At 68.8% G+C, this 22608-nt stretch carries 16 protein-coding genes; all 16 read right to left on the bottom strand.

Features of this window, described 5'->3' with window-relative positions:
- Positions 1-15 precede the first annotated feature (15 nt).
- Positions 16-2220, bottom strand: a complete 2205-nt coding sequence (gene tssI, locus DIE15_RS00680) for a type VI secretion system tip protein TssI/VgrG (RefSeq protein WP_124831972.1) — start codon at positions 2218-2220, stop codon at positions 16-18.
- Positions 2217-4886 carry a type VI secretion system ATPase TssH gene (tssH, locus tag DIE15_RS00675; protein WP_124831971.1) on the bottom strand — a complete coding sequence of 890 codons (2670 nt, stop codon included), beginning with the start codon at positions 4884-4886 and terminating at the stop codon, positions 2217-2219. Before tssH ends, tssI begins: the two co-directional genes overlap by 4 nt.
- A gap of 12 nt (positions 4887-4898) precedes the next feature.
- A complete protein-coding gene (tssG, locus tag DIE15_RS00670; protein ID WP_124831969.1) occupies positions 4899-6023 on the bottom strand; it encodes a type VI secretion system baseplate subunit TssG in 1125 nt (374 codons plus the stop codon).
- On the bottom strand, positions 6020-7891 hold the full coding sequence (gene tssF, locus DIE15_RS00665) for a type VI secretion system baseplate subunit TssF (RefSeq protein WP_057927225.1): 1872 nt from the start codon (positions 7889-7891) through the stop codon (positions 6020-6022). Before tssF ends, tssG begins: the two co-directional genes overlap by 4 nt.
- A gap of 4 nt (positions 7892-7895) precedes the next feature.
- On the bottom strand, positions 7896-8444 hold the full coding sequence (tssE, locus tag DIE15_RS00660; RefSeq protein ID WP_124831967.1) for a type VI secretion system baseplate subunit TssE: 549 nt from the start codon (positions 8442-8444) through the stop codon (positions 7896-7898).
- Between the two features lie 16 nt (positions 8445-8460).
- Positions 8461-8952: a type VI secretion system tube protein Hcp gene (locus DIE15_RS00655; RefSeq protein ID WP_057927224.1), complete on the bottom strand. Its 492-nt coding sequence runs from the start codon at positions 8950-8952 to the stop codon at positions 8461-8463.
- Between the two features lie 71 nt (positions 8953-9023).
- Positions 9024-10541 (bottom strand): type VI secretion system contractile sheath large subunit, encoded by a 1518-nt coding sequence (gene tssC, locus DIE15_RS00650; RefSeq protein ID WP_124831966.1) that lies wholly within the window; start codon positions 10539-10541, stop codon positions 9024-9026.
- Positions 10534-11088 (bottom strand): type VI secretion system contractile sheath small subunit, encoded by a 555-nt coding sequence (gene tssB / locus DIE15_RS00645; RefSeq protein ID WP_124831964.1) that lies wholly within the window; start codon positions 11086-11088, stop codon positions 10534-10536. The genes tssC and tssB overlap by 8 nt, the downstream gene beginning before the upstream one ends.
- A 64-nt stretch (positions 11089-11152) precedes the next feature.
- Positions 11153-12277: a type VI secretion system protein TssA gene (gene tssA / locus DIE15_RS00640; protein WP_124831962.1), complete on the bottom strand. Its 1125-nt coding sequence runs from the start codon at positions 12275-12277 to the stop codon at positions 11153-11155.
- Positions 12264-14393 (bottom strand): serine/threonine-protein kinase, encoded by a 2130-nt coding sequence (locus DIE15_RS00635; RefSeq protein ID WP_124831960.1) that lies wholly within the window; start codon positions 14391-14393, stop codon positions 12264-12266. Before DIE15_RS00635 ends, tssA begins: the two co-directional genes overlap by 14 nt.
- 43 nt (positions 14394-14436) lie before the next feature.
- Positions 14437-15129: a type VI secretion system-associated protein TagF gene (gene tagF / locus DIE15_RS00630; protein WP_124831958.1), complete on the bottom strand. Its 693-nt coding sequence runs from the start codon at positions 15127-15129 to the stop codon at positions 14437-14439.
- Positions 15111-18740 (bottom strand): type VI secretion system membrane subunit TssM, encoded by a 3630-nt coding sequence (gene tssM / locus DIE15_RS00625; RefSeq protein WP_124831956.1) that lies wholly within the window; start codon positions 18738-18740, stop codon positions 15111-15113. Before tssM ends, tagF begins: the two co-directional genes overlap by 19 nt.
- Position 18741: 1 nt before the next feature.
- Positions 18742-20067: a DotU family type VI secretion system protein gene (locus tag DIE15_RS00620; protein WP_057927219.1), complete on the bottom strand. Its 1326-nt coding sequence runs from the start codon at positions 20065-20067 to the stop codon at positions 18742-18744.
- A gap of 15 nt (positions 20068-20082) precedes the next feature.
- Positions 20083-21465: a type VI secretion system baseplate subunit TssK gene (gene tssK, locus DIE15_RS00615; RefSeq protein WP_124831954.1), complete on the bottom strand. Its 1383-nt coding sequence runs from the start codon at positions 21463-21465 to the stop codon at positions 20083-20085.
- A complete protein-coding gene (gene tssJ / locus DIE15_RS00610) occupies positions 21462-21977 on the bottom strand; it encodes a type VI secretion system lipoprotein TssJ (RefSeq protein ID WP_057927217.1) in 516 nt (171 codons plus the stop codon). The genes tssK and tssJ overlap by 4 nt, the downstream gene beginning before the upstream one ends.
- A 169-nt stretch (positions 21978-22146) precedes the next feature.
- Positions 22147-22542, bottom strand: coding sequence for a hypothetical protein (locus DIE15_RS36780; protein WP_148095683.1), 396 nt, complete (start codon positions 22540-22542; stop codon positions 22147-22149).
- Positions 22543-22608: the final 66 nt, after the last annotated feature.

The raw sequence follows: 22608 nt of genomic DNA, 5'->3' as shown, positions 1-22608 counted from the left end.
TCGTGCGAGCCTCCGTCAGGGATTCAGTTTCAGGACGGCACCTTCGACCGTGTGTTCGGCGGTCGCCGACGACGTCACCGTCTTGCCGTTCACGCTGTGGCTTTCCGTGCCGGTCGACGTCACGTTGATGCCCTGGATCGCGATCGTGCCGTCGCTCTTCATCACGATGCTGGACATCCCGCAGACGAGCGAAAGCTGGTCGCCGGCGTTGACGGTCACCTGATGCTGCACGTTCGTCGTGTGGTTCGCACCGACGTTGACGGTGTGTTCGCCGCCGACCGTGTGCGTATGGGCATTCGTGATCGTCGACGTTCGCGTGCCGATCTCCTCGGTATGCGCCGAGGCCACCAGCGTCTTCATGTCCTTCGACGTCGTCTGATACATCTGTCCGACGTTCAGCGTCTTGCCTTCGCCGATCGTTTCGGTCTTGGCATGTGTGACCGACTCCGTGTGGCTGCCGCCGATCGTCGCCTCACGATCGGACGCGATCGTCACGGTCTCCTTCTTCCCGACCGTTCGTGTCCGGTTCCCGCCAACCCCATGCGTCTCATCCACCCCGATCTGCGCGACCCGGCTCTTGCCGATATTCACCGTTTCGTTCTGCCCGACGCTCCTTTGCCGGTTGTTCTTCACCTGCATCGTCTCGTCGTTCCCGACCGTATGCGTGTGGTTGTTCCCGACAGAAAGCGTGTGATCGGCCTCCGTCTCCGCATCGAAATTCCGCTCCGCATGCATCCACAGCTGCTCGGCGCCCTTCTTGTCCTCGAACCGGAACGCGTTCGCGTGCTCGGTCGTCCCGCCCGGCGACGACCGCGACAACAATCCGCTCTGCGTCGCACTCCCCGGCAGCCCCCACGGCGGCATCTTCTCGCCGTTGAAAACCCGCCCCGTCACGATCGGCTCGTCCGGATCGCCGTTCAGAAAATCGACCACGACCTCGTCGCCCACCCGCGGAATCTGCACCCCCCCGAACCCACCCCCGGCCCAAGGACTCGACACCCGCACCCAGCACGACGAATCCTGGTTGCTCTGCCCATACCGGTCCCAGCGAAACTGCAGCTTCACGCGCCCATACTGATCGGTCCAGATTTCCTCCCCCGGCGGCCCGACCACGGTAGCCGTCTGCGGCCCATTGGTGCGCGGCCTCGGCGTCTCTCGCGGCGACCGGTAAGGCAGGCTCGACGGCTGCACGATCATCATCGTCTGATGCACGACGGCCTCGGCGCCCTGATCGCTCGCATACGCGTTCTCCTGAAAGCGGTACTGGCACCGCACGATCAAATATTCGCGATTCTGGTCAGCACGCGGGCAATGCTCGAGCGTGAACAGATACCCGGGCGCGGCACCGCGCACGTCCGTCTCGGCACTCGCCCGCTCATGCTCGGCCTGCTGTTCCTCGAGCCTTACGCGGCTGTAATGCGCACCCGGCGCATCGTCGCGATACCCGCCCGGCCATTCGAACGACGCGAAGCTGTCGTGATCGTGACCACGCGGATCGACTTTCTGCGACGAAAGATCGGCGCGCGGCTTCGTATAGTCGTAGTCGGTGGTCTGATGCTTGCCGACGCTTACCTCCTGAGCGGGCAGCCACGCGTCGATGTGCTCCTCGTCGGCGATTGCCGTGCGATCCTGCGCGATGTACGGGATCGTTTCGTAGCCGGGCAACGCGACGTGCGACGACATCGCATCGCACAGCACGAGCGTGTGACTGTCGGCCGCGTGCCGGAAATAGAAATAGATGCCCTCGAATTCCATCAGCCGCGACACGAATGCCGTATCGGTCTCGTTGTACTGCACGCAGTACTCGCGCGGCACATAGGATTCGGTCAGCTTGTTCTCGATCGGAAAGCCATACGGCGCCAGCACTTCCTGCACGATGTCTGGCACGGTGCGGTTCTGGAAGATCCGGCAGTCCGAGCGGCGCGTCGCGAGCCACAGCCACGGCCGCACGACGAGCTCGTAGCCGTAGTGCCGTTCGGCGCGCCGGCCGGCCAGCGTCGCGCGTGCGACGATCCCGTTCAGGTATCGCGTCGACAGGTCCTGCTGCTCGATCCGCACGGTCACGGGCTTGCCGAGCAAGTCCTTCAGCGACAGGCTGTGGCTGTCCGCCAGCGCCTCGATCCGGAATTCGAACAGGCGGCCGAGTTCGTCGCTGCCGTCGAGCGTATGGAATTTCAGGTCGTCGCCGTGCGGGCTGTCGAGTGTGAATACGCGATTCACGTCGTTCCCTCCTCGTCGAACCGGTAAGCGAATTCGCCGCCGGCCGCGCTCACCTCGATCGACGCCAGCGCACGCCCTTCGAGCGTGGCCTCGAGAATCGTGCGGCCGATGCGTGGCATCACGGTATGCGTGAGGATCGCGTCGACCATCCGGCCGCCGGATTCGATGGTCCGGCAGCGTTCGACGATCAGCGCGGTCGCCGCGTCGGTGCACTGCAGCCGGATGCCGTGATGCAGGTCGATCCGCTTCTCGAAGCGTCGCAACTGCAGCTCGACGATGCGTGCGAGCGTCGCATCGGTCAGCGGGTAGTACGGCACGACGGTCAATCGGCCGAGCAGCGCGGCCGGGAACACGTCGAGCAGCGGCGCGCGCAGCGCATCGGCAAGCGTCAGCATGTCGGGCAGGCGATCAGGATCGCGACACAGCTGCATCACGCGATCGGTGCCGATGTTCGAGGTCAGCAGGATCACGGTATGCCGGAAGTCGATGTCGCGCCCCTCGCCATCCTCCATCCAGCCTTTGTCGAACACCTGGAAGAAAATCTCGTGCACGTCGCGATGCGCCTTCTCGATCTCGTCGAGCAGCACGACGCTGTACGGCCGGCGGCGCACGGCCTCGGTGAGCGCCCCGCCCTGTCCGTAGCCGACGTAGCCGGGCGGCGCGCCCTTCAGCGTCGAGACCGTGTGCGCCTCCTGGAATTCGCTCATGTTGATCGTGATCGCGTTGCGCTCGCCGCCGTACAACGTGTCGGCCAGCGCGAGCGCGGTCTCGGTCTTGCCGACGCCGGACGGCCCGCACAGCAGGAACACGCCGTGCGGCTTGGTCGGATCGTCGAGCTTCGCGCGCGCGGTCTGGATCCGCTCGGCGATCAGTTCGACCGCATGCCGCTGGCCGATGACGCGTTCGCCGAGGGTCTCGGCGAGCTTCAGCACGGCCTGTGTCTCGTCGCGCACCATCCGGCCGAGCGGGATGCCGGTCCAGTCGGCGACGACGGCGGCTACGGCATGCGTGTCGACCGCGGGCAGCACGAGCGGTGCGTCACCCTGCAGGCTGGCCAGCGCCTGCTGTGCGGCGGCCAGGCGCGATTGAACATCGGTGCGTGCTGCGGCGGAAAGTTCGTGCGACGGATCGTCGTCGAGCAGCGTCGCGCGCGACTCGACGATCGCCGTCAGCGCTTCGCGCTCGGCCTGCCAGCGCATGTCGAGCCGATCGAGTTCCGTCTGCACGGCGGCAAGCTCGGTATCGATCGCGTCGCGCCGCGCGGTGTCGCCGCTGCCTAGCGCGCATTCGCGCCCGACCCGTTCGCGCTCGACTCGCAGGCCGTCGATGCGCCGCCGCGTGTCCTCGATCGGCGCGGGCACCGCGTGCTGGCTGACGGCAACGCGCGCGCAGGCCGTATCGAGCAGGCTGATCGCCTTGTCTGGCAGCTGCCGCGCGGGGATATACCGATGCGACAGCGTCACGGCGGCCTGCAGCGCGTCGTCGAGCACCAGCACGCGATGGTGGGCTTCGAGTTTCGCGGCGAGGCCGCGCAGCATCGTCACCGCGGCCGCCTCTTCGGGTTCGAGCACGTGCACGAGCTGGAAGCGCCGCGTCAGTGCGGGATCCTTCTCGATGTACTGCTTGTACTCGGACCACGTGGTCGCGCCGATCGTGCGCAGCAGGCCGCGCGCGAGCGCCGGCTTCAGCAAGTTCGCGGCGTCGCCGGTGCCGGCCGCCCCGCCCGCGCCGACGAGCGTATGGACTTCGTCGATGAACAGGATCGCCGGCTGCTCGGACGACATCGCCTCGTCGATCACGCCGCACAGCCGGCTCTCGAACTCGCCCTTCACGCTCGCGCCGGCCTGGAGCAGCCCGATGTCGAGCAGATACAGCGCAACGTCGCGCAGCGACGGCGGCACGTCGCCGGCGGCGATCCGCAGCGCGAAGCCTTCCGCGACGGCCGTCTTGCCGACACCGGCCTCGCCGACCAGCAGCGGGTTGTTCTGTCGGCGCCGCAGCAGGATGTCGACGATCTGGCGGATTTCCGAGTCGCGCCCGACAACGGGGTCGATCTCGCCGGCCCGCGCGCGGGCGGTCAGGTCGACGGCGAAGCGCGCAAGGGCCGACCCTTCCGTGGGCGGTACACCGCGCACCGCGGCGGCGCCGCCGGCGCCCGAGCCCGCATTGGGATGCGCGGCCGGTGACGCCTCCGGCGAGCCGTCGACGATCGATTCGAGTTCGTCGGCGAGCACGTCGGGCACGATGCGCTCGAACTCGCGTGCGCTCGCGTACAGCACGTTGCGCAACTGCGGCGTCTTCAGGATCGCGAGCAGCAGGACGGCGCCGCGAATCCGCGTCGCGTCGTATTTCAACGTGGCATAGACCCACGCGCGCTCGACCGCGTCGTCGATATGCACGGACAGGTCCGACACCGATCCCGCGCCGCGCGGCAGCCGGTCGAGCGCGGCAACCAGCCCGCGGTCGATGGCCGCCTCGTCGATCCCGAAACGGCGCAGCACGCGCTGCAGGTCGCCGTCAGGCCGTTGCAGGAGCTGCTTGAGCCAGTGCGCGAGTTCGACGTACGGATTGCCGCGTAGCCGGCAGAATCCGGTCGCCTGCTCGAGCGTCTCGTAGAGGAGCGGATCGAGTTTTCCGAACAGGTTGGCGCGGCCGATATCGGACATGACGGTTCCCGTTTAGGCGGTTTCGCGATGAAGGGCGGCGCCGGCACGCGGCGGGCCGCCACGGCGCGCGTCGTAGCGGACGACGAGATCGCGTGCGTGCCCCGCTTCGAGCCGCTGCCCGAGCCACGCGGTACGGCCGAGGCCCTGCGGCGCGCCGAGCGCGATCGCCGGTACCGCATCGGCCGCCAGTTCGAGCTGCACGTCCCAGTCGAACTCGATGCCGACGTATTCGCGCACCCATTGCGCGAGCTGCCGCGCGTGCGGGCCGCCCGGCAGGAAGCACCGGTAGGCGTCGAGCGACAGCGGCCCGAGCACGATCCGGAAATGCGACTGCGCGTCGCGCACCGCGATGCCGAGTGCGACGCCGCCGACGCGCAAGGTCGGTCGCGTCGCGCGGATCACGCAGCGCTGCGAGCGTTCGATCGCGACCCAGCGCGGCACGTGCTCGACGATGCGCGCGTCGACGCCGAAATGGCGCCGCAGGATCTGCACGAGCCCTTCCGGATTGCGCGTGTGCCGTACGAGATGGCCTGCATGGAAATAAAGCGCGTGCGGCGCGAGCGTGCCGGCTGCTGGGCGTTCGGCATCGGCCCGCGCGGCCGGCCTGTCGCCATGCGCGGCGCGCCCGACCAGGCTCGCGATGTACGCGTCGAACCGCGCCCTTCCGGGACGATCGAGGCTCACCGTCGGCTGCGCATCGGCCCATGCTCGGTAGAACAGCAGGATCAGCCGGTGATGGAACAGGTCCGCGAACGCGGTGAAGGTCGAGTCGTCGTGTTGCGCTGCGCGTTCGTGCGCGTATTCGGTCAGGTGGGTCGGCAGCGGTCCGTTCGGCCCGAACAGCCCGAAACCGTGGATCGCGATGCGCGGCCGCGCGGTGCCATTGTCATCGTCGTACGCGCCAGCCAGCATCGATGCCGCGAACGCGAGCGACGGCTGCTGCCCGAGCCGCACCGGTTCGTCGCGCGGCCGCGCGGCATGGCCGAGCGGTGCGCGGCCGGGCGACAGCGCATCGAGCCAGCGCAATGCCTCGAACAGGTCGTAGCCATGCGGCGCGGCACGCAGCCGTGCCCACCACGCGTCGCGGCGTGCGTCCTCGGTGGCCGGTCGAGCGCCGGGCGGCGTGCCGTGTTTCATATCGCGGGCCGCCTGCCGATGCGCGCCGGCCAGTGCGCGAGCGTGCCGCGCTGCGCACTGGTCAGCACGCATTCGGCGAACGCGTTGATCGAGACGTGGCGCGCGAAGAACTGTTCGAGCACCGCGCCGAGCAGGAACGGGCTGTCGCCGGAGAACGCATGGTCGTCCACGGTCACGTCGACCTGCACGCCGCGTCCGAACATCAGTGGCCCGAGCGCCGGCAGCCGCCGGAACACGGGCGAGAATGCGACGCGCCGCACGCCGTCGATCTGCCGGCGCATCGCGGCATCGGCCGGGTCGGCGTGCAGGCCGAGCAGCTCGCGCAGCGCATGCGCGCCCTCCTCGTCGTCGAGATCGGTCATCGTCTGCCGGGCCAGCCCGAGATGACGGATGAGCCGCCAGGCCGTCTGCGCGTCGGCGATCGGCGGGCGCGGCCGCGACGGGCCGCGAATCGCGACGATCCGCTCGACGGGGGCCGAGATGCGCAGCGTGAACGCGTTCGCGTCGCCGGGCGGCAGCAGCAGCGCGAGATCGCGGTTCGTGCACAGCGTGTCGACGGACAGGTAGCGCATCGTTTCGTCGTACGGCGCGCACTGGCTGTCGACGAGCGACACGTAGGCCTCGCTGCCGACGTAGCCGGTGCGTGTGCCGTTCGCGCGAGCCTGCGCGGACACCAGCCGAGGCTCGCGCCGCACCGTGTAGTACGCGCCGTAGTTGCCGTCGTCGCTCGCGAACGACGCGTGAAACGGCCGGAATTCGCGCGACTGGCCGTCGTCGCGCTGCTCGCTCGCGAGCCGCTGCACCGCATAGATCTCGTGGTCGAGCGGCCGGCTGCGGTCGACGACGACATGATGCTCGCGCGCGCCCGGCTGCACCCGAATGCGATCGCCGCGACGCGCGAACAGGTTCACGGCCGGCGTGCAGTTCAGCGCCAGATGCCGCGCATCGACGGCTGCCTCGAGCGCCGCGTCGTGCCGGTCGAACAGCACGGTCAGCTCGCATTCGTCGCCGGTGGCGCGCGCAAGTGCGGCGCGCAGCCCGCCGATGCTGAAGAACAGGAAGCGTGCCGGAAACGCGAAATACTCGCGCAGCAGCCGGTAGCCGTGGAAGCTGCGCCCGTCGTCGGGCAGGATCGCCTGCGCCGGATCGAAACCCTCGTGGACGATCGCGTCGGCGTCGAGCGTGTGCAGCCAGCGCGGCGGCTGCCCCGGGTCGTGGCAGACGGCGCCGAGCGCATGCGCGGCGATCAGTTCGAGCAGATGCAGCGCGTCGCGCTCGGGGCCTGCGAGATGAAAGGTCAGCCGATCGAGCGACAGTTGCGAGAGTTTCGTGCCGCCGCGCGCCTTCAGCCGGATGCGCAGCGTGCCGCGCACGTCCTGGCGCGCCGGCACGGCGCCGCGCGGCAGCCACGACGGCGCGCCGGTGACGGCCGCATCGGTCAGCTCGAGCGGCCACAGCGTCAGGTCGTGCGCGGTGCGGAATTCGCACGCGGTCTGCTCGGACGCGGCCGGCCGCGCGCGCAGCGCGGTACCGGCCGGCAACCGCCAGCCCTGCGCGAGGCTGCCTTCGTTCAGCATCGGCGCGAAGCGCATGATCGCCATCGACGGCAACGGCGCGAGATAGCCGGGATACACGGCATCGAGCAGCGCCTGCGTGAAGCGCGGAAACTCGGCGTCCATCTTCAGTTGCACGCGCGCGGTGAGGAAGCTGAAGCCTTCGAGCAGCCGCTCGACGTACGGATCGGGCGGCCCCGATTCGTGCAGCCGCAGCCGCGCGGCGACTTTGGGGAACTGCTGCGCGAATTCGTCGCCGAGCTCGCGCAGGTACGCGAGTTCGCGGTTGTAGTAGTCGAGCAGGCGCGTATCCATCGTGTCAGCTTCCCGCTGCGGACTGCAGCGACATCGCGCCCGTCTCGAGATCGAGGTCGGAGCGCAGCACGAATTCGACCGGGTGCGGAATCGACCACAGCGTGCCGCGGATCTCGAACAGCAGCACGTTGTGACGCCGCTCGCCAGCGCGCCCGCCCGATGCATCGGCGATGCTGCGGACCTCGACGCTGTCGGGCGCGATGCGCGGCTCGAAGCGGACGATCGCGTCGCGGATCGACGCCTCGACCGACATGCGTTCGACGCCCGACATCGGCTTGCCGACGAGCGGGCGCATTCCGTAATTGAGCACCGACGCCTGCGCGTGCGCGAACGCGGCCCAGTCGACGAAGCCGTCCTCGCCGTTGCGCGTATTGAGCAGCCACGCGAGATCGCGCAGCACGGCCGCGCGCAGGCGCTCGGCGCCGATCCATTGCGTGCCGGGCGGATCGGTCGCACGCTGCGGTGCGTCGTCGGTCAGCCGGTCGAGCAGCGCGGGCTGCAGCCGGTCGCGCATGCCGCCGTGCAGGCCGTTGCGGGTTCCCGGGTCGTCCATCGTCATCGGTCCGCCGTCACATCTCGGTGTTTTCCTTGATGTTCCAGCCGACCGACACCTCGGCGCCCTTGCCGCCGTTGTCGTTCTGCTGCCAGTACTGCTTCTTCACCTTCGCGGCCTGGAAGCCGTAATGCATCATCAGACGGTCGGCCGCGTCTCCCGGATCGATGCCCGCGACCTGCGCGGACGTGACCAGCACTTCCTGCAGCGTCACGCGCATGAACTCGATCTGCGAGCCGCCGGTCTTGCACGCGGAGATCTCGACCTTCGGCAAATGCTTGCCGCTCGCGCAGTTCTTGATGATCGCGGGCGCGCCCTTGTCCATGTACGCGGCCACGACGAGATCGTTGAAGCTCGCCTTGCCCGCATTGCCGCCGCTGCCGCTCGCCATCGCGCCCGGCTGGCTCGCGCCCCACGTGAACGACTCGATGTCGGTCCAGCCCTTGTGCTGCGCGTCCGCCGATTCGCCGGTCACGCCGTCCACCTTCATAAACATTGCCACGCCCATTGCCGTCTCCGTTTCGGTGCGAAATCAGGTTGAATGCCGGGTTGAGTGCTGTACGGAATGCCGCTTGCTGCTCACTCGTTCGCCGCCTTCGCGGACGGCAGCCGCGAGATCAGCCGCAGCGACACGGTGAGCCCTTCGAGCTGGTAGTGCGGCCTCAGGAAAAATTTCGACGTGTAGTAGCCGGGGTTGTCCTCGACCTCGTCGACGACCACCTGTGCAGCCGCCAGCGGCTTGCGCGCCTTGGTTTCCTGCGACGAGTTCACGGGGTCGCCGTCGACGTAGTTCATGATCCAGTCGTTCAGCCAGCGCTCCATGTCGTCGCGCTCGCGGAACGAGCCGATCTTGTCGCGCACGATGCACTTCAGGTAGTGCGCGAACCGGCAGCACGCGAACAGGTAAGGCAGGCGGCCGGACAGCCGTGCGTTCGCGGTCGCGTCGGGGTCGTGGTACTCGGCCGGCTGGTACAGCGACTGCGCGCCGATGAACGCCGCGAAATCCGAGTTCTTCCGGTGCACGAACGGCATGAAGCCGTTCTTCGCGAGCTCGGCCTCGCGACGGTCGCTGATCGCGATCTCGGTCGGGCATTTCTGGTCGACGCCGCCGTCGTCGGTCGGGAACGTATGGCTCGGCAGCCCTTCGACCGCCCCGCCCGACTCCACGCCGCGGATCGACGAGCACCAGCCGAACTGCTTGAACGAACGGTTGATGTTGGCGGCCATCGCATACGCCGAGTTCGCCCACGTGTAGCGATCATGATTCGCGGCGTCGGTGTCTTCCTCGAAGTCGAATTCGTCGACCGGATTGGTGCGCGCGCCATACGGCAGCCGCGCGAGAAAACGCGGCATCGCGAGCCCGACGTAGCGTGAATCCTCCGACTGCCGCAGGCTGCGCCATGCCGCGTATTCGGTGTTCTGGAATATCTTGGTCAGGTCGCGCGGGTTCGACAGCTCCTGCCACGAGTCCATCTGCATCAGCTCCGGCGACGCGCCCGCGATGAACGGCGCGTGCGCGGCCGCCGCGATCTTCGACAGCTCGCCGAGCATCTCGACGTCGGGTGGGCTGTGATTGAAGTAGAAGTCGCCGACGAGGCAGCCGAACGGCTCGCCGCCGAACTGCCCGTATTCCTCCTCGTAGATCTTGCGGAACAGCGGGCTCTGGTCCCACGCGACGCCCTTGTAGCGCTTGAGCATCCGCCCGACCTCGTTGCGCGATGCCGGCAACGCCTTGATCTTCAGCAACTCGTCGGTCTCGGTGTGCGTGACGAGGTAATGCAGGCCGCGCCACGCGCCTTCCAGCGTCTGGAATTCGTCGTGATGCAGGATCTGGTTGATCTGCTCGGACAGCTTCCGGTCGATCTCCGCGATGATCTGCTTCACGCTGCCGTATGCGTCGGTCGTCATGCCGACCGTATGTTCGAGCGCCTGCTGCGCGAGCGTGCGCACCGCGCGCTCGACCGACTCGCGCGCCTCGGCGGTCTTCGGCTTGAACTCCTTCTGCAGCAGCGCGGCGAATTCGCCGTGTGCGGCGGCCGGTTGCGCGGCGTCGCGTGCATCGCGCGTATCGGCACGGGACTGGACAGGATCATTCATCGCGGGCCTCCGGTTGGGTCGCGTTGCCGCCCTGCGTGTCGGCGCGTGGTTCGCGCACGAGCGTCTTCAGCAGGTCGGGATCGTTGATCGCGCGCTCGATCAGCTGTTCGGCGCCATGCTTGCCGTCCATGTACGACAGCAGGTTCGACAACTCGGTGCGCGCATCCAGCAGCCGGCGCAGCGCGTCGACGTTGCGTGCGATCGCCGCCGGCGAGAAATCGTCGATCTGCTCGAACGTCATGTCGACGCTGAGCATCCCGTCGCCCGTCAGCGTGTTCGGCACCTGGAACGCGACGCGCGGCGCGACCGACTTCATCCGCTCGTCGAAGTTGTCGACGTCGATCTCGAGGAACTTGCGCTCCGGCAGGTCCGGCAGCGGTTCGGCGCGCTTGCCCGCCAGGTCCGCGATGACGCCCATCACGAACGGCAGCTGCACCTTGCGCTCGGCGCCGTAGGTCTCGACGTCGTACTCGATCTGCACGCGCGGCGCCCGATTGCGCGCGATGAACTTCTGTCCGCTGCCTGCCGCCTTGGTTCTGTCCGTCATCGTCCACTCCTTCACATCGATCAGATTGCGTGTACGTTGCCGCCGCCTGGGTCGCGGCCCTGCTTCATTCGCTCCGCTCGCCGCTCAGCAGGTCCAGCTTCGGCAGGCTTTCCGGAGCGAGATCCCGGATGATTTCGTAGAAGTCGAGCGCGAGCAGCCGCTGCGCGCGCCGCAGCAGCAGCGGCGCCGGATGGCTCGGCTCGTGCAGTTCGAAATAGCGGCACATCTTGTCGAGGCCGAGCCGCACGTCGTCGCGGCTCGTGACCTCGGCATCGCGCCAGGCCTGCCCGTTCGGCAAGGTGGCCGGTACGGATGCGGCTTGCGCGGCGCCGGACGCGGCCGGCGTTGCCGGAATCGAACCGTCCGGCGCGGCTGGCTGCGGCACCGGCGCGGGCGCCGGCATCTCGCGGACGATGCGTTGCAACGCCTTCTCCGTATCGCTCTCATCGGGCGCCCATTCGCTACCGAGCCGGTCCGTCACCCGTGCGCGGATCGCGTCCAGCGAGTGCAGCGCGGCGCGCACCGCATCGATCGGCACGCGGCCGTCGTCGCGCGCGGTCGACAGCGCGGCGAGCAGACTGTCGCGACTGACTGCCGCCGGGCCGCCCGCTTCGTCGCGGCCGTCGAGCGCGCGTTCGCCGTCGCGCACGCTCGGGCCGCCGTCGAACAGCGGTTGGCGCCGCGCCGCACGCGCGCACTCGTGCGCACCGGCGACATCGGCGAGCGCGTTCATCCGCGGCGTCGGGTCCGGTTCGCCGTCGGCATCGAGGTGCGGATGAAGGTCGTCCCACCAGCGCTCGAGCAGGCTCGCAACGATCGCGAGCCCGTCCGCGTAACCGGCGATGCCGTGCTGCTCGGTCCAGCTGCGCGCGAGATACGCGACGACGCGCAGGTCCTTCGTCCGCTCGCTCAGCGCGAGCGCGAGGCGCTCGACCGTGCGCCAGTCGGGCATCTCGGCCGGGATCACGGTGTCGCCGTACTGCTGCTCGGCGCGCGGCGTCGCCCGCTCCTGAAGCTGCTGGAAGTCGGCGTCGTATTCGAGGTTCGGGCCGCATGGGGCATCGGGCGCGACGTCCGCGAGCACCCGGCTGATCGGATCGGCGCGCGGCGTCGCCGCCGGCAGGCCCGGCGAGGGCGAGGACAACGCGGCGGCGGCTAGCGCCGCTTGGCTGACGTCATTCGAATGCATAGTCGATGCTGACCGGTTTGCTGCCGAAGTCGATCGCCACGGTGCGGTGCAACGGCGGCAGCGAGCCGTTGCGAATCTCGATCTGATAGACGCCCGGTGTCAGCGACACCGAGCGCAGCGGCGGGCTCGCGCCGCGCCGAGCGCCGTTCACATACACATCGCCCCACGGGCGTACGTTGAAGCGGACCTGGACGGTTTCCTGCTTCGTCGGGCGCTGCTCGGCGGCGGCCGGCGCACTGACCGCGGCGACGGCCATGTCGGCCTCCGACGGCAAGGTTCGCGCCGGAACGGACGCGTTCGCGGACGGCGACGCGGCGGCCTCCGACGGTGGCACGTTGACGACGCGCTCCGATGCGTCGAGGCTGCCGGCCGGTGCGATGGTCGAGCTCGAACCGGATGGCGACGGCGTGGCGCCCGCGATGTCCGTGGCGGTCGTCGCCACCTGCGGCGCGGGAACCGTGGCTACGACGGCGGGTGCGCTCGCCGGTGTGGCGGCCAGCGCCGGCGGCGGCACCTGTGTGGACGATCCGGCCGGCAGGCTCGACGGCGGCACGACGATCGGCGTCGGACCGTGCTGGGTGAGCATCGCATCCGGTGTGCTGGCCGAGGAAGCGGTGCCGGCCAGCGGCTGGCTCGCACCGGCTTCGGTTTCATCGGCGATCCGCGTCGGGCGCGACAGATAGGTCGCGGCGATGCCGACGGCGATCAGCGCGACCAGCGCGCCACCTACGTAGGTCGGTATGCGCCGGTTTCCTGCCGCGATGAACGACGGGCGGCGCGGGGGGCGAGCCGGCGGTGATGTACCCGGAGGTGACGCTGAAGTGGAAGCACCCGCCTTCGACGCCGAAGACGTATCATCTTCCGGCCCATCGCGTTCGGCAGCGGGCGTGACAGACAACGTATCCGGTGTGCTTACTGGACTTTCCGGCGGCTCAGGCTTCGACGACCGTCCGTCCGATGCCGCATCGCCCGACGCCGTCCCGCCTTCACCGACAGCTGTCGCGGCCACAGCCGACGCTTTGTCCGCCGGGCCGGAAGCACCGGAAGCACCGGAAGCACCAGCCACGCCCGAAGCCTCGGAAACACCCGAAGCCGCCTTCCCTTCCCCGCCGCCCCCCGCATCGACCACCGGCGGCGCAACGGCCGCGCCATACCCGCCGCCCGAGCGGTCGACGTCCCGCAACCCGAGTTCGGCCGCGAACGCCGCGACCGACTCCGGCCGATCCGGGATCCGCAACTGCAGCGCGTGATCGATCGCCGCGAGAAACGCCGGGCTGTACATCTCGCCGGCCGGCAACTCGCGCGACGCGAGCGGCCGGTACGTGTCCTTGATGCTGCGCACGACGGCCGCCGGCGGCAACTCGCCCGTGATCATCGCGTGCATCACCGCGCCGAGCGCATAGAGATCCGTCCACGGCCCCTGGCTGAACGCGGGATCGTCGGTGTACTGCTCGATCGGCGCGTAGCCGGGCTTGATCATCATTGCGCCGTCGTCGACGAGATCGCCGATCCGTTTGCGTGCCGCGCCGAAGTCGAGCAGGATCGCGCTGCCGTTCGGGCGGATCAGCACGTTGTCGAGCGCGACGTCGCGATGAAAGCATTGCGCGCGATGCAGCGTGTCGAGCGCGCCGAGGAGCGCGCCGACGATGTGGCGCAATTGCGTCTCGCTCATCCGCACGCCGCCGTCGAGCAGCTGCTTGAGCGTGCGTCCTTCATAGAACGGCATGACCATGTACGCGGTGCCGTGGCTTTCCCAGAAGTGCAGCACCTTGACGAGCCCCGGATGGTCGAATTGCGCGAGCAGGCGCGCCTCGTTCAGGAACGCACCGCGTCCCGCGTCGAATGCCTGCGCGAACCGTTCGGAGCGCAGCGACACCGTGTAGTCGCCGCCGCGCGTCGCGAGCATCGACGGCATGTATTCCTTGATCGCGACCGCGCGCCGCAGCGTGCGGTCGAATGCACGATAGACGATGCCGAAACCGCCGATGCCCAGCACCTCGTCGAGCTGCAGCTCGCCGAGGCGATGACCGAGCGGCAGCGGCCGCACCGTGAATTCGGGCGCGCCGCCGCGGGTCGCCGTGTCGTGCTCGTTGTCTCTCGATAAAGGGTCCTTCATGTCTACCTCGCGATACCGCATCCGGGTTGCCCGCCGCCGGCCGCTAGCCGCCGAACAGCGTCATGAACAGCGCGTTGTCGGGCACGCCCGTATGCGCATGCGTGCGCAGCGGCGAGCCGTCGGCGCGATTGGTCCACCAGAAGCTCGTCCCGCCGTGCGGATCGAAATAGCCGGACAGCCCGGGCCATGCGGCGAGCGCCGGCCGTTCCGGCAGCGTCGACGGCATCCCGTCGACGGCTTCCGCGGGTAGCCCGCCGCCCGGCGCGAGCCGCACGCGCTCGAGCGTCTGCTCGAGATCGACCGGCGCGCGCGCATGCCGGATCGCGTCGAGCAGCGCATGGCCGATCTGCCAGTAGAACGCGTCGGCGGTGTCCGGCAGCCCGTTCCAGTCGTCGGCCGCCGGCATCGGCAGCGTCACGATCACCGGGTAGTAGCGCCCGACGCGGTCGCAGCTCGGCGCGAGACAGCCCGCCTGCACGCACGACGCACCGGCGCCCGCCGGCACCAGGAAATTCCAGACCGGCGCGACCGTGTAGTGGCGCGCGATCTCGTCCGGGCCGCGCTGGCGCATCGAGGCCATTCCCTGCTGAAGCCAGCGTTCCCACCAGAGCGCGAGCGCGTGCGGCAGACGGCTGTTCACGAAGTCGCCGGCGCCCGGAATTTTTCCGTACCAGGCCGGGGCGTCGCCATCGGCGCGCGTGAGCGGCGGGATGCGGCTCATTGCTTCGGAGGGCATGTAAAGGACTCCATCTGGGGCAGCCTGAACGGATTGCGGACACTGCCGGCATTCACCTGTAGCACGAGCGGTTTGCCGTCGACGGTGAAGCGCGCGATCATCTGGTCCGAGCCGCGCCCGGCCGACACGGCCGCGCGGTCGAACAGCCGATGCAGCGCCCACGGCCCGCCGGTCGTGAAGCCGTCGGTCGCGCCGGCCTGCCCCGACACCTGCAGCCGCACCTGGTTGCTGCCGCGCGGGCCCGGCCAGTCCACCGCGCTCTGCACGAGCGGGCCGTGCGCGTAGCGGACGATCTGGCCGTCGACGTCGAGCACCATCTCCGTGATCGACGGGTCCATTTCGAGCGGCTGGATCTGTACCTTCAGTTGCGCGGTGCGCGCGCCGCCGCCGAAATAGGCGTCGCGGATCACCGCGGCCTTCTCGAACGACGCAAGCATCGCCGTCGCCGCCGGATCGGCGTCCGCATTGCGGTTCGCGAAACGCCACGGGTGCGACGTCGTATCGACGATCGACTGCAGGTTCTTCTGGAAGAAATCGTCCATCAGGCCACCCGGCGCGAACATCTGCGCGAAGTCCGCCGGTGCGACGTCGCGCGACGCTCCGCGCGCGAACGGATAGCGGCCCGCGATCGCCTGCCGGCAGAAGTCGCCGACGTTCGCGCCGGCCCGCTGCGCGACGCTGCGCTGCTCGACGGTCGCGACGCTGCCGTTCGCGACGTTCGACAGGTCGTCGAGCACTTCGCGGAACGGCGTGGGCAGCCGCCCGGCCTGCGCGCGCAGCCGCGCGGGCGCGTCGGACGGCGGCGGCTGGGCGCCGCTGCGCAGCGCGTCGTCGGTGGCGGTCAGGTACGTATAGAGCGCGTCGATCGACTTCAGCACCGCGTCGAACGCCTGCGCCTGGTCGCCGCTGCCCGGCGCGAACGCACGCAGCCCGGCGAAGTGGCTGTCGACCACCTGCTCGGGGCTTGCCGGCGCCGCCGCCGATGGATTCGCGTCGCTCGTGCCCTGCCCCGCGAAGATCTGCGACAGCGAACTGCGCGCCTCGTCGACCTTGTCCTGGGCGCGCGACGCGAGATTGCGCGCCCCGCCCGGCGCATCGCCGAGCGCCGTGTCGCGCGCCAGCGCGATCATCAGCCGGGTGAGCGGCGAATCCGCCGACGACAGCGCACGCGCGACCTGGATGCTCTGCGCAAGCGTTGCCGTGTGCTGCAGCTTGATGTCGGCGAGATAGTCGTCCCAGATCTTCAGGTAGTCGTTCAGGTACAGCTGGCGGATGTCGCGCGCCCACGCGGCAGCATCGTTCGGCCCAGGGATCTCGGACAGCCCGAGGTTCAGCACCCACACCTCCTCGTGCCCGTACGCATCGACCTCGCCGGCGAGGCGCGGCGAGAACACGTTGCGATAGCCGTTGCGCGTATAGAGGCCCGGCACGCCTTCCGACAGCGGCTTGCCGCCCTGGCGGCGGAACACCAGCGATGCGTCGGGCCCCACCGCGCGCGCGACGCTGAAGTCGAACGCGGAAGTCGCCGGCCGCAGCGTGCGCGTGAGCTGGCGGTACAGCCGCTGGGAGAACGGCACCTGCCGCAGCCGGTCGCGCACGTCGGCCACGAGCCGCTCGTTCATCGGATACGGCGACACCGCCACCCGGTTGCCGAACAGCGCGGCAAGATGCGCGCGCAGCGCCGAGCGTTCGGCCGGCGAGAAATCGGGCGGCAACGAGCGCTCCATTTCGAGGTCGACGACGGCCTGCACGAACGCGGGATCGTAGTGCGCGCTGTCGTACAGCATCAGATAGGCCTTCAGCGCCGCATATGCGTAGTCGGTTTCGTCCGGCCGCGCATCCCTCAGCGCGGATTCCATCCGGCGCGCGGCGATCGGCAGCAGCACGTCGTCGAGCGCGCGCCGGTACACGGCGTCGACGGCCTCGTCGATCTTCTCGCCCTGGAAGAGCCCCCAGCGGTACGCGAGCGGCGGATGCGACCGGTCGACGCCGCCCGCATTCGCGAGCCCGCCGAGCGCATCGAGCACCGGCAGCAGCCGTGCGATGTCGGCCGCATCCGAGAACTTCGCGCTGGCGATCTGCGCATCGACGGCAGGCACGCGCTGCGCGATCCGGTCGAGATACGCGCGATTGTTCGAGTAGCTGCGCAGCCACGCGGCTAGCGCGATCACGCTCACGACGGCCAGCAGCGCGTAGCCGGCGATCTGCAGCACGCGCCGCTTCTGATGCCAGCGCAGGTCGCTGCCGGCGAGCGCGGCTTCGCGAAAGATGTGCTCCTGCAGCAGCGATTTCAGAAAGAAGCTGCGCCCGGTCGAGCCGACCTGCGCGACCGGCGGCACGCCCTCGATCTTCAGGAAGCGCTTGATGCCGCTCATCACGCGGTCGAACGCGGTGCCTTCCTGCGTGCCGCTCGTCAGGTAGACGCCGCGCAGCATCGGCATCGGTTCGAAGCTCGACACGGAAAACACTTCGGCGACGAACTGGCCGAGCATGTCCTGCAGGTCGGCGACCTGCTGCGGCAGCAGGTACGCCATCTCGCGCTGGCGCGCATCGGTCTGCGTGGCGAGCAGCTCGGGCAGCCCGTCGTTCAGCCGCTGGTGCAGCAGCCGGTATTCGCGGTCGAACGCGGCGCGCAGGTCGAAGCCCGGCGCCTCGCTCTGCGCGAGCGGGAACGTGAATCCCCACACCTGCGCGCACTCCGCGCGGCCGAAGCCGCCGAAGTACTCGGCGAAGCCGGCCAGCAGGTCGGCCTTCGTCACGAGCAGGTAGACGGGAAACCGGATGCCGAGCTGCGCGCGCAGTTCGAGCAGCCGCTTGCGCAGCACCATCGCGTGCTGCGTGCGCTCGGCTTCCGACGCGCCGACCAGGTCGGCGACGCTGATCGTCAGCATCGCGCCGTTCAGCGGCTGGCGCGTACGGTATTTCTTCAGCAACTCGACGAAGCCCTTCCACTCGGCTTCGTCGAGCACGCGATTGCCTTCGTGCGTCGTGTAGCGGCCGGCCGTGTCGATCAGCACCGCGTCGTTCGTGAACCACCAGTCGCAGTGGCGGGTGCCGCCCACGCCGCGAATCGCCGCGCGGCCAAACTGTTCGGCGAGCGGAAAGCTGAGCCCGGAATTGACGAGCGCGGTCGTCTTGCCCGAGCCCGGCGCGCCGATGAACACGTACCACGGGAGCTGGTACAGATACTGGCGCGACATCCGGTCGAACCAGCGCGCCAGCCCCTTGCGCGCGGTATCGGCCTGCCCGAAGCGGACTTTCTTCAGCAGCGTCGCGGCCTCGTCGAAGCGGCTGCGCAGCTCGTCGAGCTGGGCCTTGGCCGGATCGTCGGCGGTGGCCGGCCCGGGCGCGGCTTCGCGCAACTGGTTGAGCAACTGCGCATTCAGGCGGCTCGCATGCCAGCTTCGCCACGCCACGCGCGCGCCCCACGCGGCGAACAGCACGGCGATCGTCACCGCGCGCGCCCAGGCGCTTTCGAGCGGCTGGACCTCGGCGAACGCGAACAGCGGCCCGGCGAGCCACACGAAGCACGCGAGCAAAACCAGACCGGCGAAGGTCCAGATCTCCCGCGACGGCAACGGCCGGACGAAACGCGCGACAGCCTGGTTCATGTCAGTTGGCCCCCTGCGTCGCGCTCGCGCCGACGGCGGCACTGCCGGGCGCCGGCAGCAGCGTGATCTCGACGCGCCGGTTCAGCGCGCGGTTCGCGGGCGTATCGTTCGGCGCAACCGGATCGAGCGTGCCGCGCCCTTCCGCCGCGAGCCGCTCCGGATGGTCGAGGCGCGCGGCGATCATGCTGCGCACGGCCTCCGCGCGTTCGCGCGACAGGTCCCAGTTCGACGCGAAGCGTGCGGTATGCACCGGCGTGTCGTCGGTATAGCCGGTCACGCGCACGTTGCCGGGCACCTGGTTCAGCGCATCCGCGACGCGCGCGAGCACCGGCGCGTAACGATCGATCACCGACGTCGAGCCGGACTTGAACAGCCCGTCGCCGCGCAGCACGATCACGCTGCGATCGGCGTCGTCGCGCACCGACACGAGGCCGGCTGCGATCTCGGGCGCCAGGAATTTCGCGACGCGCGGCGCCGGCGCCGGGCGCGGCGGTGCCTGCGCGGGCTGCAGCTTCGGCACGTGCAGCGCGTCGATCGATGCGAACAGCTGGTCCGAATGCCCGGCAAGCGCGAGGCGCAGCCCGACGAACACGCCGAAGCCGATCAGCAGCGCGAGCGCCACGCACACCCACAGCGGCACGACGAAGCGGCGCGACACGTCGCGCGTGACGACGTCGCGCCAGTGCGGCGACAGCGCGGGATCGAATTCGCCGCGCACCGAACGGATCGTGTGGGCCAGTTGCCAGCGCAGCGCATCGAGTTCCGCGTGACCGTTGTCGAGCACCCGATAGCGGCCCTCGAAGCCGAGCGCGAGACAGAAGTACAGCAGCTCCAGCAGGTCGAGATGCTGGCGCGGCTGCTGGGACAGGCGTTCGAGCAGATGGAAGAACTTCTCGCCGCCCCAGGTTTCGTTGTGGAACGACACGAGCAGGCTGTGCGACGACCACACGCTGCCGCCCCACGGCGTCAGCGCGGCTGCTTCGTCGAGCGCCGTGCACAGACAGTAGCGCGCGCCGATGATCGCCTCCGACGGCACGCCGGCTTCCTGTGCGCGCGCCTCGAACTGGCGGATCTCGACGACGAGATGCTCGCGCAGCCACGCCGGATTCGGATGATGGACGGTCGAGCGGATCTGCGGCACCAGATTGAGCAGCGGGTTCGCGGCCGCGACGAGCGGGTTCGTGCCGCTCGCGGCCCAGCGGCCGGGGCGCGGCTGCGTGGCCGTCGGCCCGGCCGCACCGGACGCCGTGGCCGGATGCATGCCGCCCGGATTCGGCGGCACGAATCCGCCTGCGCCGGCGGAGATCGAATCGGAGGAAGAATTCATCGCGCTATCCCGCCCTCACCCGCGTATCGCCCAGAACTCCATCGAGAGCCCCGGGAATTCGCCGGCGAAATGAAATGCCAGACCGCCGGAGCGCGCCAGTTGCTTCCACAGGTCGCTGCCCTTGTCGATCTCGAAGTACGTATGACCCGCGTGATACGGGATCTGCCGCGGCGCGACCGGCAACTGGCGCATCGTGATGCCCGGCAGCTGCAACTGCACCAGGTCGCGGATCCGCTCGACCGGGCCGAGCTTTGCCTGCGCGGGAAAGCGCGCGCGCAGGCTGTCGGCCGGCACGTCCGCGCGCACCGCGAGCACGAAGCCGGCCGTGTCGCGCAGCGCGGGATCGGCGAGTGTCGCGACCCGGATGCCGTTGCCCGCGTCGCGCAGCTCGATCTGGATCGCGTTCTGCTCCAGCACCGTCGACAGCGACCGGCGCAGCTCCGTCATCAGTTCGGCGAAGCTCGTGCGCAGGTCGTCGTGCACGTAGACCGCGAGCGACTGCGGGCGCCGCCCGGCCGCCGTGAAGGTGCTGAGGTCGCACGCGAGCTTCAGCCAGTCGCAGAAGAGCGTCTCAGGATGCGTCGCGACGTCCTGCTGCGCATGCCAGGTCAGCGCCAGATAGCGGTTCACGAGCTGCAGCAGCAGGAAATCCGCGACTTCCGACACGCCGCCGCGCCCCGGTTCCGACAGGCGCTCGCCCAGCGCTTCGCTGCGCTGCGTGAGCAGTCCGTGCAGTTCGCGCGTGTACGCCAGCAACGCGGCATCGCGCTGCGCGACGAGGCGCGGCGGAATGTAGCCGTCGTCGACGAGCAGCCGCGCGTCGGTGCGCCGCTCGACGATGCGTACGACGCCGAGCGCATGCCAGTCGCCCGTCAGCTCGGTGGCGAGCATCAGCCGGACGTTCAGGCGCCCCGTCTGCAGCAGCGCGGGGCCGAGCGCGACCGCGTTCGCATCGGCCACTTCATGCTCGCGCACGACGTAGCGCGCGACGTCCGCATTGCCCCCGTTGGCCGCACCGGCGCCGAACGACACCTCCTCGCCGCCGCCGCGCCACAGCGGCAGCGCGAGCACGACGAGCTGGTCCTTCGCATCGGCCGGCACGTCGAGCGGTTCGGGCAGATCGTCGGGATGCGACAGGTCGAACGGCGTGCCGTCTCGCATCACGCCCGCGGCCGCGCGCAGCGCGACCTTGCCGAGTGCGAGTTGCTCGCGGTCGATCTCGAGCGTGTCGAAGCCCCAGTAGAACCCCTGCAGCGGCAGGCAGCGCAGCGCGACGTAGCGTTCCCAGTGCCGTTCGAGCTGCTGGAAATGCTGCGGCCGCAGGAACATTCCTTCGGTCCACACCACGCGCTGACGCAATGCGGCGACCGGCGTCGCGGACATCGTCGGTTCCGTCATGGGCGCCCCCGTGCGTCGTTCAACGCGAGACCGCCGTTCCTGACCGCGATCGACAGCTTCAGCTCGCCGGGCGACGTCTGCCAGAACTTGTATACGTTGAGCTGCTTCGCGCGCGGCAGCGGCACCGTCAGGCGCCAGCGGTTCTTGTCGAGCATCCGGTATTCGGCGACCACGCCGATCGCGCCGGCCTCGACATTGCCGCGGTAATGCAGCGTGCGCGATTCGCCCGGGCGCAGGATCACGCGGTCGGTGCCGAGCAGGTCCGCGCCGAGGATGTTCTCGGGCTTGTCCTGGAGCGAGAAGAAGTCCGCACCGTCGAACGCCGACGCCGCGCGCAGCTGGAACACCTTCAGCACGATCGGCGAAGGCTTGCGGTTGACGTCCGGGTTGACGTCCGGCGCAACGTCGACCGTGATCGCATACGGCACCGCGGCGGCACGCTCGGTCGCACCGCATCCGGGCAACAGCAATGCACATCCCAATACGATGAACCCGCTCGACCGCCATCGCATATTTCACCCTCGCAGCGCAATAATCCCCCCGCCGATTTCCATACGCGAAATTGGCGCTCCGCCTTAAAAAGGGACAATCAATTGACCGGTAATTATGTGACTTGCATATCCTTCTACTGAAATTTCATTCGGCAATTTATTCTTGTAAAAAGCCGGGTCAAATCGCCAATTACGGGCCGGGATCGAAATTGGGGAGGTGACGATGGATTGAATTGAAGTCGGTCATTTTGAGAAGACGTGTTAATCCGACCGGTTCGCCGCGGCGGCCCGGTTCTATTGCATGGATACTTGCTGTATGGACGCAGAACCCAGGCTCGCCGGCTGTCGACGGTGGGTGGCTCGCGCCCCATGGGTCGTGCGCGGCTGTTTGCATGGCCCGAATGACCGGCCCGCTTTTCCGGTCATTGACGGGCGCCGAACAAACAACTGACGAATCCCAAAAGCACAGCGAACTATAGAATCGATTTTCAGGATTAACAAGCCGAAAACCCGTAATCGATTTGAGTAACAACTCGAATGTAATTTGCAAAATGAAACAAAACGTAACGGCGGCTTCGATCGGCATGATTGGCACTAGAATCCAACAGCGTTTGTTCATCACCTTCCAATTACGCAAATATTTCATTTCAGA

This window comes from Burkholderia sp. Bp9031, assembly GCF_003857965.1.
Taxonomy (GTDB): Bacteria; Pseudomonadota; Gammaproteobacteria; order Burkholderiales; family Burkholderiaceae; genus Burkholderia; species Burkholderia ambifaria_A.
Note: the sequence above shows the minus strand (reverse complement) of the source record. Positions and strands in the feature narration are given on the sequence as shown.